General features: G+C 71.6%; 13 protein-coding genes and 1 tRNA gene. 13 read left to right on the forward strand and 1 reads right to left on the reverse strand.

Translation table 11 applies throughout. The features are described 5' to 3' along the window. Positions 1-57: 57 nt before the first annotated feature. The 9 genes from PZ894_RS08685 to PZ894_RS08725 all read left to right on the forward strand — a co-directional run bounded on the left by PZ894_RS08685 (position 58) and on the right by PZ894_RS08725 (position 11,736). Positions 58-396, forward strand: coding sequence for an anti-sigma factor antagonist (locus PZ894_RS08685; RefSeq protein ID WP_275744107.1), 339 nt, complete (start codon positions 58-60; stop codon positions 394-396). A 254-nt stretch (positions 397-650) separates the two neighbouring features. Next, positions 651-3,053 carry a sodium-translocating pyrophosphatase gene (locus PZ894_RS08690; protein WP_275744108.1) on the forward strand — a complete coding sequence of 801 codons (2,403 nt, stop codon included), beginning with the start codon at positions 651-653 and terminating at the stop codon, positions 3,051-3,053. A 95-nt stretch (positions 3,054-3,148) separates the two neighbouring features. Further along, positions 3,149-4,606, forward strand: coding sequence for a methyltransferase (locus PZ894_RS08695; protein WP_275744109.1), 1,458 nt, complete (start codon positions 3,149-3,151; stop codon positions 4,604-4,606). 123 nt (positions 4,607-4,729) lie between these two features. Further along, the gene (gene topA, locus PZ894_RS08700; RefSeq protein WP_275744110.1) at positions 4,730-7,453 is read left to right on the forward strand and encodes a type I DNA topoisomerase; all 2,724 of its coding nucleotides are present in this window, start codon (positions 4,730-4,732) and stop codon (positions 7,451-7,453) included. 36 nt (positions 7,454-7,489) lie between these two features. Next, entirely contained in the window at positions 7,490-7,648 is a 159-nt protein-coding gene (locus tag PZ894_RS08705) for a hypothetical protein (protein WP_275744111.1), read from the forward strand. Positions 7,649-7,860: 212 nt separating this feature from the next. Beyond that, positions 7,861-8,514, forward strand: a complete 654-nt coding sequence (tmk, locus tag PZ894_RS08710) for a dTMP kinase (protein WP_275744112.1) — start codon at positions 7,861-7,863, stop codon at positions 8,512-8,514. Then, entirely contained in the window at positions 8,511-9,683 is a 1,173-nt protein-coding gene (locus tag PZ894_RS08715) for a DNA polymerase III subunit delta' (protein ID WP_275744113.1), read from the forward strand. The genes tmk and PZ894_RS08715 overlap by 4 nt, the downstream gene beginning before the upstream one ends. A 2-nt stretch (positions 9,684-9,685) precedes the next feature. Continuing rightward, entirely contained in the window at positions 9,686-11,233 is a 1,548-nt protein-coding gene (locus tag PZ894_RS08720) for an alpha/beta hydrolase (RefSeq protein ID WP_275744114.1), read from the forward strand. 266 nt (positions 11,234-11,499) lie between these two features. Continuing rightward, positions 11,500-11,736 carry a hypothetical protein gene (locus tag PZ894_RS08725; protein ID WP_275744115.1) on the forward strand — a complete coding sequence of 79 codons (237 nt, stop codon included), beginning with the start codon at positions 11,500-11,502 and terminating at the stop codon, positions 11,734-11,736. Positions 11,737-11,746: 10 nt separating this feature from the next. Here PZ894_RS08725 and PZ894_RS08730 read toward each other — a convergent pair whose 3' ends face one another. Beyond that, positions 11,747-12,664 (reverse strand): LysR family transcriptional regulator, encoded by a 918-nt coding sequence (locus PZ894_RS08730; protein WP_275744116.1) that lies wholly within the window; start codon positions 12,662-12,664, stop codon positions 11,747-11,749. A 131-nt stretch (positions 12,665-12,795) separates the two neighbouring features. Between PZ894_RS08730 and PZ894_RS08735 the strand changes: the two genes are divergently transcribed. The 4 genes from PZ894_RS08735 (at position 12,796) to PZ894_RS08750 (ending at position 13,796) form a co-directional block, all read left to right on the forward strand. Continuing rightward, the gene (locus PZ894_RS08735) at positions 12,796-12,978 is read left to right on the forward strand and encodes a hypothetical protein (protein ID WP_275744117.1); all 183 of its coding nucleotides are present in this window, start codon (positions 12,796-12,798) and stop codon (positions 12,976-12,978) included. 159 nt (positions 12,979-13,137) lie between these two features. Then, positions 13,138-13,213, forward strand: a tRNA-Thr gene (locus tag PZ894_RS08740). A gap of 140 nt (positions 13,214-13,353) precedes the next feature. Then, entirely contained in the window at positions 13,354-13,596 is a 243-nt protein-coding gene (locus PZ894_RS08745) for an addiction module protein (protein WP_275744118.1), read from the forward strand. Next, the gene (locus PZ894_RS08750) at positions 13,593-13,796 is read left to right on the forward strand and encodes a hypothetical protein (protein WP_275744119.1); all 204 of its coding nucleotides are present in this window, start codon (positions 13,593-13,595) and stop codon (positions 13,794-13,796) included. Before PZ894_RS08745 ends, PZ894_RS08750 begins: the two co-directional genes overlap by 4 nt. Positions 13,797-14,234: the final 438 nt, after the last annotated feature.

Below are 14,234 nucleotides of genomic sequence, written 5' to 3' on the forward strand. Positions count from 1 at the left end.
ACGTGGGCTGTCCTGCGACGGACCGGCCGACCGATCGAACTGCACCGGGAGACTAGGGTGGATCTGACTCTGACGACGCGCGATGCCGGTGGTAAGACCATCGTTGCCGTCGGCGGCGAGATCGACGTCTACACGGCTCCGAAGCTGCGCGACAAGATCACCGAGCTCGTTGCCGCCGGCAGCTACGACATCGTCGTGGACATGGAGGACGTCGAGTTCCTCGACTCCACGGGCCTCGGCGTCCTCGTGGGCGGCCTGAAGAAGGTCCGTGCCCACGACGGCTCCCTCGAGCTCGTCTGCAACCAGGATCGCCTGCTCAAGATCTTCCGGATCACGGGCCTGGCGAAGGTCTTCGTCATCCACGAGTCCGCGGAGGCCGCGCTCGCCGGCCACTGACGGCGTCCCGCGCCCGTTCCTCGCACCGCCCCGCGTCCAGCCGGACGGCGGGGCGGTTCGCATTTCGCGGCGCGCGGGTTTCGAGACGCGTCGCGCCGGCCCGTCGCTTCGCTCCGCTCGCGTCGCGGCGGCGCGAAACTCGCCGTGTGTTCCGGATCACAACTCGGGGGTCTCGCGCTCTCGGTCATGCGTAGACTCCGGCGCGTCCGTGTGAGATCTGCATCACTCCCAGCAATCGCACCAGGAGGAACCGCATGACGGGGATCAGTCCCGCTGTCGTGGAAGTCTCCGGTGGCAACCTCGTCCTGGTCATCGTCGTCGCACTGATCGCGCTGGGCGCGCTCGCGATGGCGGCGATGTTCCGCCAGGAGGTACTTGCCGCCGGCGAGGGCACCGACAACATGAAGAACATCGCCCACGCTGTCCAGGAGGGCGCGAACGCCTACCTGCAGCGCCAGTTCCGCACCCTGGCGATCTTCGCCGGCGTCGCGTTCTTCCTGCTGCTCGCCCTGCCCGCCGACGACACCACCGTGCGGATCTTCCGCTCGGTGTTCTTCCTGGTCGGTGCCGGGTTCTCGGCCTGCGTCGGGTACTTCGGCATGTCGCTCGCGGTGCGGGCGAACCTCCGGGTGGCGGCGGCCGCCACCGCGGAGGGCCGAGACCCCGCGATGAACATCGGCTTCCGGACCGGCGCCACGGTCGGCATGCTCACCGTCGGCCTCGGTCTGCTGGGCGCCAGCATCGTCGTCATCATCTTCCAGGAGCACGCGCCGCACGTGCTGGAGGGCTTCGGCTTCGGTGCCGCGCTGCTCGCGATGTTCATGCGGGTGGGCGGCGGCATCTTCACCAAGGCCGCCGACGTCGGCGCCGACCTCGTCGGCAAGGTGGAGAACAACATCCCCGAGGACGACCCGCGCAACGCGGCGACGATCGCCGACAACGTCGGCGACAACGTCGGCGACTGCGCCGGCATGGCCGCCGACCTCTTCGAGTCGTACGCCGTGACGCTCGTCGCCGCGCTGATCCTGGGCTCGCAGGCGTTCGGCGACAAGGGCCTGGTGTTCCCGCTGCTGATCCCGGCGATCGGCGCGCTGACCGCCGTCGCGGGCGTCTACCTCTGCCGGCCGCGCGCCGGCGAGAGCGGCCTGGTCACGATCAACCGGGCGTTCTACATCTCCGCCGCCATCGGCGCGGTCGCGAGCGTCGTGCTGGCCTTCGTCTACCTGCCCGGTGACTTCTCCGACCTCGCCAACGCCACCGTCGCCTCCGACGGCAACCCGCGGGTCATCGCCGCGGTCGCCGTGCTGATCGGCATCGTGCTCGCCGCGATCATCCTGAGCCTCACCGGCTACTTCACCGGCACCGACTACCGCCCGGTCAAGGACGTCGGGAAGACGTCGCTGACCGGGGCGGCGACCGTCATCCTCTCCGGCCTCGCGGTCGGCTTCGAGTCGGCGGTCTACACGACGCTGGTGATCGGCGCGGCCGTCTTCGGCGCGTTCCTGATCGGCGGCGGCTCGGTCGGCATCGCGCTGTTCGCGGTCGCGCTGGCGGGCTGCGGCCTGCTCACGACCGTCGGCGTCATCGTCGCCATGGACACGTTCGGACCCGTGTCCGACAACGCCCAGGGCATCGCTGAGATGTCGGGCGACGTCCACGACGAGGGCGCGCAGATCCTGACCGAGCTCGACGCCGTCGGCAACACCACCAAGGCGATCACCAAGGGCATCGCGATCGCGACGGCAGTGCTGGCGGCGAGCGCGCTCTTCGGCTCCTACGTCAACGGCCTGACCGACGCGCTCGACGAGGTCGAGCTCACCGAGGAGCCGGGCGAGCTGACCCAGCTCGCGTTCTCGTTCGACATCTCCAACCCGAACATCCTGGTGGGCGCGCTGCTCGGTGCGGCCGTGGTCTTCCTCTTCTCCGGGCTGGCGATCAACGCCGTCGGCCGGGCCGCGGGCGCGGTGGTCTTCGAGGTCCGCCGTCAGTTCCGCGAGATCCCCGGGATCATGGAGGGCACCGGTCGTCCCGAGTACGGCCGCGTCGTCGACATCGTCACCCGCGACTCGCTCCGTGAGCTCGCGACACCGGGGCTGCTGGCGGTGCTGGCGCCGATCGCCGTCGGGTTCGGCCTGGGCGTCGGACCGCTGGCGGGCTTCCTGGCCGGTGCGATCGCGACCGGGACGCTGATGGCGGTGTTCCTGGCCAACTCGGGCGGCGCCTGGGACAACGCCAAGAAGCTGGTCGAGGACGGTCACCACGGCGGCAAGGGCTCCGAGGCGCACGCCGCGACCGTCATCGGCGACACCGTCGGCGACCCGTTCAAGGACACCGCGGGTCCGGCGATCAACCCGCTGATCAAGGTCATGAACCTGGTCTCGCTGCTGATCGTCGCCGCGATCGTGAAGCTGTCGGTGGGCGAGGACGCCAACACGCCGCTGCGGATCGTGATCGCGGCGGTGGCGTTCCTCGGCATCGCCGTCGCCGTCTACGTCTCCAAGCGTCGTCCGGTCACGATCGACGCCGACGAGCCGGGGACCACGGCCACGGCCCCGCCCCCGCCGCCCCCGCCGCCGTCCACGCCGCCGCCGTCCACGCCGCCGCAGTCGGACCCGGCCCCGACCCAGCGGTTCGAGGCGCCGAGCCAGCAGCAGTAGTCGCCACCACGTCGACCCGCCCGAAAGTTTCGGGCGGGTCGACGTGCGTCCGGGACCTCGGCGTGCTGCACGGCCCCTGCCCGTAGGCTCGGCCCGTGCGTGACCAGTCCTCCCTCCCGAGCCGGCTCCGGGAGTCCTTGGTCGCCGCCGACTTCACCTACGACCGGGTCGCGGAGCTGCTCGGCACCTCCGCCCACGACGCCCTGGCGCGCAACGAGACCACGCCCGCGCTGCGGCGTACGACGGGCGGCAGCCCGCTCGAGACGCTGGTGCGGCTGTTCCTGCTGCAGGCCGTCGTCGACCTCGGGGCGGCGGAGGCGGCGCTCCCCGGTCTCGTCGACCGGCTGGCCGCCGAGGGCTTCCTCGAGCGGTCGGTCGGCGAGGTCGCCGCGCGCCTCGACGTCCGACCCTACGCCGCGGACGGCGACGACCTGTGGGTCGTGAGCGACCTGACGCCCGGGCTCGACGGAGGGCCCCACCGGGTCGGTCCCGACCACGTGCTCGGGATCAGCTCCGCCTCCACGTCGCTGGCCCAGCTCACGATCCGCGAGCCCGTCGGGCGCTCGCTCGACCTCGGCACCGGCTGCGGGGTCCAGGCGCTGCACCTCGCCGGTCACAGCGAGGGCGTCGTCGCGACCGACGTCAACGAGCGCGCGCTGCGGCTCGCCCGCTTCAACGTGGCCCTCAACGACCTCCGGACGCCCGTCGACGTGCGCGCCGGGTCGTTCTTCGAACCGGTCCGGGGCGAGCGCTTCGACCTGATCGCCACCAACCCGCCGTTCGTGATCTCGCCGGCCACCGGCGACCGCCTCGTCTACCGCGACTCCGGCCTCCCGGGCGACCGCGTCGTCGAGCACATCGTCCGCACGGCGCCGGCGCATCTCACCGACGGCGGCTGGTGCCAGGTGCTCGCGAACTGGGTGATCCCGACCGCGGGCTGGGAGGAGCGGCTCGCCGGCTGGGCGGATCCCGCGTGTGACCTCTACGTCGTGCAGCGTGAGGTGGTCGACCCCGCGGCGTACGTCGAGCTCTGGCTCAAGGACGCCGGTCAGCACGGCGCGCCCGACTACCACGACCGCTACGACACCTGGCTGTCGTGGTTCGAGGAGCAGGGGATCCGCGCGGTCGGCTTCGGCTGGATCAACCTGCGTCGGTCCGGCGCCGCACGGCCGGCCCGCGAGCTGCTGGAGTGGCCGTACGACGTCGAGCAGCCGATCGCCCCGGCGCTGCACGCCTGGGCGACGGCCGCCGACCGGCCGGTCGGTCTGGACACCCGGCCCGTGGTGCGGCCGGACGTGCAGCAGGAGACCCTGGGCGCGCCGGGTGCCGAGGACCCGGAGGCGGTGGTGCTGCGCCAGCAGCGCGGGCTCCGCCGCGCCCGCCGGGCCGACACCGTCGAGGCGGCGCTCGTCGGTGCCTGCGACGGCGAGCTGTCCGTCGGCCAGATCCTCGACGCGCTCGCGCAGCTGCTCGACCTCGACGTCGCGGGCACGCGAGAGCGGTACCTGCCGGTCGTGCGCGAGCTGGTCGCGGAGGGCTTCCTGGAGGCGTAGCTGCACCGGCCCGAGGACCGGCTCGGGGAATGCCTTTCCCGGGGTTCGCGCTACCGTGTCCAGCCGTAACACCCCGAGAGAGCGACCCTCGGGGGAACCGGACCAGCGAGAGAAGAAGACCCAGTGGCCCACAAGTTGGTGATCGTCGAGTCCCCGGCGAAGGCTCGCAAGATCGGCGAGTACCTCGGCCAGGGGTACGTCGTCGAGTCGTCCATCGGTCACATCCGCGACCTCCCGCAGAGCGCGGCCGACACGCCGGCGAAGATCAAGGACAAGCCGTGGGGCCGCCTCGCGGTCGACGTCGACAACGGCTTCGAGCCCTACTACGTCGTGCCGCGCGACAAGAAGTCGCACATCTCCAAGCTGAAGACGCTCATCAAGGACGCCGACGAGCTCTACCTCGCCACCGATGAGGACCGCGAGGGCGAGGCGATCGCCTGGCACCTCCTCGACGAGCTGAAGCCCAAGGGCATCCCGGTGCACCGGATGGTCTTCCACGAGATCACCAAGCCCGCGATCCTCGCCGCCGCCGAGAACCCGCGCGAGCTGGCCATGGACCTCGTCGAGGCCCAGGAGACCCGCCGCATCCTCGACCGTCTCTACGGCTACGAGGTCAGCCCGGTGCTCTGGAAGAAGGTGATGTCCGGGCTCTCCGCCGGCCGCGTGCAGTCGGTGGCCACCCGCCTGGTGGTCGACCGCGAGCGTGAGCGGATGGCGTTCCGGGTCGCGTCCTACTGGGACCTCGAGGGCACGTTCGACGCCGGGGCGACCAAGGAGCCCCGGATGTTCCCGGCGAAGCTCCACTCCGTCGACGGCAGCCGGGTCGCCGGTGGCTCCGACTTCGGTCCCGACGGGCTGCTGAAGTCCAGGAAGGACGAGCGGGTCCACCTCGACCGGTCCGCGGCCGAGGCGCTGGTGGCCGCGCTGAGCGACACGACGTACGACGTCCGCTCCGTCGAGGCCAAGCCCTACCGGCGCTCGCCGTACGCGCCGTTCCGCACCACGACGCTGCAGCAGGAGGCGAGCCGCAAGCTCGGCATGAGCGCTTCGGTGACCATGTCGGTGGCGCAGCGGCTGTACGAGAACGGCTTCATCACCTACATGCGCACCGACTCGACCACGCTCTCGGGCGCGGCGGTCGACGCCGCGCGGTCGCAGGTGCGCGAGCTGTACGGCGCCGAGTACCTGCCCGACGCGCCGCGCACCTACACGAGCAAGGTCAAGAACGCCCAGGAGGCGCACGAAGCGATCCGGCCCGCCGGCGACACGTTCCGCACGCCGGCGCAGACGGGGCTGACCGGCGACCAGTTCCGGCTCTACGAGCTGATCTGGATGCGCACGGTCGCCTCGCAGATGAAGGACGCCGTCGGCCAGTCGGTGTCGGTGCGCATCGGCGGCGCGGCCGCCGACGGCCGGGACGTGGTCTTCTCCGCGTCCGGTCGCGTGATCACCTTCCACGGCTTCCTCAAGGCGTACGTCGAGGGCACGGACGCCGGCAAGCGCAGCGACGACGACCAGGTGCCGCTGCCCGACCTCCACGAGGGCGACCCGGTGACCGCGGCCTCGCTCTCCGCGAGCGGCCACGAGACCAAGCCGCCGGCCCGCTACACCGAGGCCACGCTGATCAAGGAGCTCGAGGACCGCGAGATCGGGCGGCCGTCGACCTACGCCTCGATCATCGGCACGATCCTCAACCGGGGCTACGTCTACAAGAAGGGCACCGCGCTGGTGCCGGCGTGGCTGGCGTTCTCGGTGATCCGGCTGCTGGAGGAGCACTTCCCGCGCCAGGTGTCCTACGAGTTCACCGCCGGCATGGAGGACGTGCTCGACGAGATCGCCGGGGGTCGCAAGGACCGGGAGAGCGAGCTCGCGGAGTTCTACTTCGGCTCCGACAGCGTCACCGGGCTCAAGCCGCTGGTCGACGGGCTCGGCGAGATCGACGCGCGCGAGCTCGCGACGTTCCCCGTCGCGGGGCCGGACTCCGGGATCCACCTGCGGGTGGGCCGCTACGGCCCCTACCTCGAGGGTCCCGACGACGAGGGCACGGCGTACGCCCGTCGCGCGAACGTGCCCGACGACCTGCCGCCCGACGAGCTCACGCTCGAGAAGGCCAAGGAGCTGCTCGCCAACCCGGCGGGCGAGGAGATCGCGCTCGGCGTGCACCCCGAGAGCGGGCTGCAGGTCGTCGCCAAGAACGGCCGGTTCGGCCCCTACGTCACCGAGGTGCTGCCCGAGGACGCCCCGCAGCGTGGGAAGAAGGGGGCGGCGAAGCCGCGCACCGGCTCGCTCTTCAAGTCGATGTCGCTCGACACGATCACGCTCGACGACGCCCTGAAGCTGCTCTCGCTGCCGCGCGTCGTCGGCGCCGACCCGGAATCGGGCGACGAGATCACCGCCCAGAACGGTCGCTACGGGCCGTACCTGAAGAAGGGCACCGACTCCCGCTCGCTGACCTCGGAGGACCAGCTCCTCACGATCACCCTCGACGAGGCGCTGCGCATCTACGCCCAGCCCAAGCAGCGCGGCCGCGCCGCCGCGGTCGCCCCGCTCAAGGAGCTCGGCGCCGACCCGGTCTCCAAGCAGCCCGTCGTGGTGAAGGCCGGCCGCTTCGGTGAGTACGTCACCGACGGCGAGTACAACGCCACCCTCCGCAAGGAGGACTCGGTCGAGTCGATCACGATCGAGCGCGCGGCCGAGCTGCTGGCCGAGCGGCGCGCCAAGGGTCCCGCCAAGAAGGCCGCGAAGAGGCCGGCCAAGAAGACCGCGAAGAAGTCGGCCGCCAAGAAGTCGGCCGCCAAGAAGACGGCGAAGAAGACCACCAAGAAGGCCGCGACCAAGAAGTCCTGACAGCATTGCGTCGCGCCGACTGGGTACGGGGCGGCCATGCCGGAACAGACCACGCGCTACCGGGCCGTCGCCCTCGTCGTCCTCGGCATCATCGTCGTGGTGCTCGGGATCTTCGTGGTGATCGGCCTGATCGCCGGCGACGACACCGACGAGATCGACCCGCAGAACGGCGAGGTCGTCACGCTGTCGCTGTGACCGCGAGTGCGTCGGGCGGGGTCGGCGTGGCGACGTCTCACCAAGGGATGCGGGCGAAACTGCGCCTACCACGGCGAGCACGTCCCGGGAAGCGCGGCTTGACCTTCATCCCTTGATGAAGCCGCGACGGGCGCAGGCCCCGGGCGCCCTCCCCGTCCGCGCCGGCGCACCTCCGCAGGTCGCGGTCGGTGCCCGCGCCTAGGGTGTACGCCGTGGAGCATCGACCTGGGGCGTACGCCGAGACCGGCGTGTTCGTGTGCTTCGAGGGCGGCGAGGGCTCGGGCAAGTCGACCCAGTCGGGCGGGCTGGCGGCGTGGCTGGCCGACGAGGGCTACGTCGCGGTGCTGACGTTCGAGCCGGGCGACACCGAGGTCGGGCGCAAGCTCCGAGAGATCGTGCTCAGCCCCGAGACCGGGGCGATCTCCGACCGCACCGAGGCGCTGCTCTACGCCGCCGACAAGGCCGAGCACGTCGACACCGTCGTGCAGCCCGCGCTCGATCGCGGCGAGGTCGTGATCACCGACCGCTACGTCGACTCGATGCTCGCCTACCAGGGCGCCGGCCGCGCGCTCGATCTCGACGAGGTCGAGGACGTCGCACGCTGGGCGACCCACGACCTGCGCCCCCACCTGACCGTCGTGCTCGACCTGGAGCCGGAGCACGGTCTCGGCCGGTTCGAGGAGCGCGACCGCATCGAGGGTGAGTCCCTGGAGTTCCACCAGCGGGTGCGCGCGGGCTTCCTGCGGATGGCCGCGGCCGACCCCGACCACTACCTGGTGGTCGACGCCCGCGCCGACGTCGACGAGATCACCGCGCGGGTCCGCGCGGCGGTGACGCCGCTGCTCGAGAAGGCGGTGCGCCGATGACCGTGTCCTCCACCGAGAGCGTCTGGGACGGCCTCGTCGGCCAGCATCGCGCCGTCGAGGTGCTCCGGGCCGCGGCCGACGGCCACGGCATGAGCCATGCGTTCCTCTTCACCGGTCCGCCCGGCTCGGGGCGCTCCAACGCGGCGGTCGCGTTCGCGGCGGCCCTGCAGTGCGAGGAGGAGCCGCGCGGGTGTGGCACCTGCCACGCGTGCCACACCGTGCTCGCCGGCAGCCACGCCGACGTGACGGTCGTGAGCACCCAGGGCCTCTCGATCGGCGTCAAGGAGGTGCGCGAGCTGGTCCGCCGCTCCGCGCTCAGCCCGGTCGGCCGGGGGTGGCAGATCGTCATCGTCGAGGACGCCGACCGCCTCACCGAGCACGCGGTCAACGCGCTGCTCAAGGCGATCGAGGAGCCGGCCGAGCGCACCGTCTGGATGCTGTGCACGCCGACCGTCGAGGACGTGCTGCCGACGATCCGGTCGCGGTGCCGCCTGGTCACCCTGGCGACCCCGACGACCGACGACGTCGCCGCGTTCCTCGCGCGCACCGACGGGGCGAGCGCCGCGCTGGCGTCCTACGCCGCCCGCGCCAGCCAGGGCCACATCGGCCGGGCCCGGGCGCTCGCCAGGGACGAGGCGACCCGCGACCGGCGACGCGAGGTGGTGGCGATCCCGGTGTCCCTCACCTCGCTGGGGGCGTGCATGACGAAGGCCGCCCGGCTCGCCGACGTCACCAAGGAGGAGGCCGATGCGATCACCTCCGACCTCGACGCGCGCGAGAAGGCCGACCTCGACACGGCGTACGGCGTGGTCGAGCGCGGCCGCCGTCCGCGCGAGTACGCCCCCGCCCTGCGCGAGCTCGAGAAGGACCAGAGGTCCCGCGCCAAGCGTCGCCACCTCGACGTCGTCGACCGCGGTCTGATGGACCTGGTCTCGGTCTACCGCGACGCGATCGCGGTGTCCGCAGGCGCGCCCGGCATGCTCGTCAACGAGGAGATCCGCGGCGACGTCGAGCGGCTCGCGCGCACCGGCTCCCCCGAGGTCCAGCTCCGCCGGATCGCCGCGATCTTCGAGGCGCGGGAGCAGATGCTCGAGTTCAACGTCCAGCCGGCCCTCGCGCTCGAGTCGCTGATGCTCGGGCTCGTGGCACCGGAGGTGCGCGAGAAGTGACGATGCAGCGGGCCATGGTGCTGCTCGTGGTCCTGACCCTCGTGCTCGGATCCGTCGGCGTCGCGGCCCTGGCGCTCCTCGCCGACGACCGAGACCCCGGCGCGCCGACCGCGGCACCCACCACGACGCCCGCGCCGGGCGCGACCGAGGCACCCGATGCCGCCCTCGCCCCCTTCTACGGCCAGCGGCTGACCTGGGAGACGTGCCGTGGCGGCGACCTGTGCTCCGTGCTCGAGGTGCCGCTCGACTACCGCCGGCCCCGCGGGGAGACGATCGAGCTGGCGCTGCTCAAGGTCCCGGCAGCCGACCCCGATCGGCGCCTCGGCTCGATCGTCGTCAACCCCGGCGGTCCCGGCGCCCCCGGCACCGACTACGCCGCGAGCGCCTCCTCCGTCTTCCGACAGCCGGTGCTCGACGTCTACGACGTGGTCGGCTTCGACCCACGGGGCACCGGCTCGAGCGCGCCGGTCGACTGCCTGAGCGACGACGAGCTCGACTCCTACGTCGCCCAGGATCCCGACCCCGACACGGACGCGGAGACCGCGACCTACGGCGACTGGGTCGACCGGCTCGGCCGCGGTTGTGCCGAGCGGTCGGGTGACCTCGCGGCCCACGTCACCACCGTCGAGGCCGCACGCGACATCGACGTGCTGCGCGCCGCCCTCGGTGAGTCCGCGCTGACCTACTACGGCGCCTCCTACGGCACCAAGCTCGGCGCGACGTACGCCGACCTCTTCCCCGACCGCGTCGGTCGGCTCGTGCTCGACGGAGCCGTCGACCTGTCGATCGCGTCGCGCGAGCTCAGCCTCCAGCAGGCCGAGGGCTTCGAGACCGCGCTGCGTGCGTACGCCGGGGCGTGCGTCGACGACGGCGACTGCTTCCTCGGCGACACCGTCGACGCCGCGGTCGCCCGGATCCGCCAGCTGCTCGACCGGGTCGACGTCGCGCCGCTGCCCACCGACTCCGACCGCGACCTCGAGGTCGGCAACGCCTTCTACGGCATCGTGCTGCCGCTCTACAGCCCCGACTTCTGGGGTGCGCTCGGCGCGGGGCTGCGCGCGGCGATCGACGGCGACGGCACGCTGCTGCTGCAGTTCTCCGACCTCTACGTCTCGCGAGGTCGCGAGGGCTACACCGACAACAGCGCCGAGGCCATCTATGCGATCAACTGCCTCGACGACCCCTGGTCGATCCCGCCCGGGGAGGTGCCCGCCAACCTGGCGGACTTCGAGCGGGCGTCACCGACCTTCGGCTCCGTCTTCGCGTGGGGCCTCACGAACTGCGGCGGCATGCAGGTCGAGTCGAGCGAGCCTCCGCGGGAGGTCCGCGCCGCGGGCGCCGACCCGATCGTGGTGGTCGGCACGACCCGCGACCCGGCCACGCCGTACCAGTGGGCGGTCCACCTCGCCGAACAGCTCGAGTCGGGCGTGCTGGTCAGCCGCGACGGCGACGGTCACACCGGATACAACGTCGGCAACGACTGTGTCGACGATGCCGTCGAGGGCTACCTGCTCGACGGTGCGGTGCCCGACGACGGGTTGACGTGCTGAGGCCCCGGGGAGGGTGCGTCCCCGGGGCCTCGGATCGTGGCGACTGCGTCAGCTGATCAGCTCGTTGAGGCTGGACAACGCGGGCATCGAGATCTCGACCGGGCTGCGTCAAGGACGGCCTGCTGACCTACGCCTACAGCTTCGGCGCGGTCGCGGGTCACCCACGTCCGCGCCACCACCCCGCTCCTCGCGGGCGACCACCTCGTCGAGGTGCTCTTCGCCTACGACGGCGGCGGCCCGGCCGCGGCGGCGAGGTGCGCCTCCTGGTGGACGAGGAGCTGGCCGGCGCGGGCCGCGTCGCGCGGACGCTGCCGTTCTTCTACTCGATGGACCAGACCCTCGACGTCGGGCTCGACCGCGGCACCCCGGTGACCGCCGACTACGGGCCCGGTCGCGGCTTCCCGTTCACCGGTGCGCTGCGCGAGGTCGTCATCGAGGCCGGCGACGACGCGCTCGCCCCGTTCGAGGGACAGTTGCTCCGGGCCACGCTGGTCGCCCACTGACTCGGCGCCGTCACAGCGGGTCGGCGATCGCCTGGATCCGCGTGGTGGCGAGCTCGATCATCAGCTGGGCGGCGGGGGAGAGCGTGGCGCCGGCGCGGTGCACGATCGCGAACGTGTCGTACTGACGCGGCCGCAGCGACACCCAGCCGGCGTCCGGGGCGAGCCGTGGGAGCAGCTGGAGTGCCGCGCCCTTGGGGATCACGGAGTCGGCGTAGCCCATCCCCACGAGCTCGACCGCGGTCTCGACGTCCTCCACCTCGATGCGGGTCTGCGGGTTGCGGCCGGTCTCGTGCAGCATCCGGCGCAGCACCCGCCGGGTCGAGTCGTCCGCACGCCAGGTCGTCTCGGGCATCACCAGTGACGCCAGGGACAGCCGGTGCGCGTTCACCGGCGACTCGAGTCGGCCGGGGTCGACGCTGATGTAGACGAGCTCGTCGCGGGCGACCGGCGTGACCTCCAGCCCCTCGCTGTCGACCTGGGGGACCGCGATCATCGCGGCCTCGATGCGGCCGCGCCGCAGGTCCTCCTGCACGTCCATCGAGTTCTGGCCGATGAGCTCGACGCGGACCCCGGGGTAGCGCGAGAGCACGTCGCCGACCAGCCCGGCCCCGGCGTACAGCCGCGCGGTGCCGAACATCCCGAACCGGATGGTCCCGGTCTCGAAGCTCTTCACCCGCTGCACCGATTGCCGCGCCTCGTCGACCGTGGCGAGCACCCGCTCGGCGTGGGGGCGCAGGGTGTCGGCCACTGTCGTCGGGACGACGCCGCGCCCGACGCGCCGGAAGAGCTGGACGCCGAGCGACTTCTCGAGCGCCCGGATCTGCTCGGACACCGAGGGCTGGGCGTAGCCGAGCTCCTCGGCCGCCGCGGTGAGCGAGCCGTGCTCGTAGGTCGCGAGGAAGCAGGTGAGCTGATGCAGCGAGAGCATCGCCCAACTCTAGGTCAAGCCTCTAGTTTCTCTAGGAAAGTAAGGCTAGCCCTATGGCTTGGGTTGGCGGACCATGGTGGTGGAGACGTTCGCCGACCGGGCGACGAAGACCGTGAGAGGGAGGTCATCCCATGTTCGACCACCAGTGCACCGCGTGCCGCAAGCGCCAGCTCATCTTCTCGAGCCAGATCACCGGGATGGCCAACACCGACCACGGCATCGTCGTGTCCTTCACCTGCTGGTGCGGGGCCGACCAGACCATGGTCACCGGCAACAAGGCCGTCTCCTCCTCGAAGGTCACGCTCGCGGCCTGACCCGGACTGCCCGGCCGACGGCGTTGTCGCGTTCGCCGCACGGCCGGGTCCGTCGACTGCCCGGATCCACAGATCCGGGCAGTTCGCATTTCGCCGCCCCGTTTTCGCGGGCGGGCCCCGGCTCCCTATACTTCCTCGGGTTGCCCACGCGGGCAGCGCGCCGCCTTAGCTCAGTCGGTAGAGCGATTCACTCGTAATGAATAGGTCGTCGGTTCGATTCCGACAGGCGGCTCCATGTGGACAACGGTCCTGACCAGCGGAGATCTGCAGGACGTGGTCGGGATCGTCGACCGTGTTCACCGAATGTGCCCCTGATCTCGGTGATGTTCACGGTCGTGAACCGGTCGCCGCGAGAGCGAGTCGCAGACTGACGTGGTGTCGCCGAGCGCATCGGAGTTCTACGAGGCCGGGATGGCCCTGCCTCCGTCGGTGCGCAAGGACGTGGCACTTCGGTTGCTCGAGTCGCTCGAGGTCGCGGACCAGGAGGCGGTCGACGAGGCGTGGGGCAGGGAGATCGGCTCGTGCGTCGACGAGGTCGTCGCCGGGGATGTCGAGACGATTCCGGGCGAACAGGTCTTCGCCGAGATCGCTGCGCGACGGTCCACCCGTGAGGCATGACCCTCGACCTTGACTTCCACCCGGAGGCCCGGGCGGAGTTGATCGCTGACGTGGACTGGTACGACGGTCGCGAGCCTGGCGTCGGCGAAAGATTCGTCGATGCCGTCCGCTCGACGATCGAGCCGGCAGTCGACGATCCCAAAGCCTGGGCGGTCCTGCCTGGGTGGGACCGCGAGCCGGTAGTGCGGTCCAAGGGCTGACCGGATTTCCCTACCGGGTCCACGCCAAGCGTCGACCTGGCTCTTGGCGGGAGTGGGTCAGCCTCTGAGAGTCGTTGAGGGTGCCGCGGCGCCTACTGGACCGCAATTGTCCGGATCCCACGGCGCCGACGACGCTGACGGCGTACGGTCACTGCATGGCCGGGTCCGGCCACCCTGGCCGCCCCTCCCTGGGGGCGACAAAAGAAGCACCCCGTCACCCGATCGGCCGCCGTCTACGGCCTCGCCCTCGTGGCGTGAGGTGACGGGGTGCTTCGAAGCCGGGGCGGGGCTCGCCCGGCGATGGCCGCTTAGGGCGTGGCTCCCGATTCTGGCCTGCTGCGCGCCGTCCATCACGCACTCTCGCTGCGTTGCCGTCGCTCGAAAGACGATTCGGTCTGCCTTCGCTCCGGCGCCTTGCGAGAGCACGCGCTGGACGAC

The sequence above is a fragment of the Nocardioides sp. YIM 152315 genome (genome assembly GCF_029210375.1).
Taxonomy (GTDB): Bacteria; Actinomycetota; Actinomycetes; order Propionibacteriales; family Nocardioidaceae; genus Nocardioides.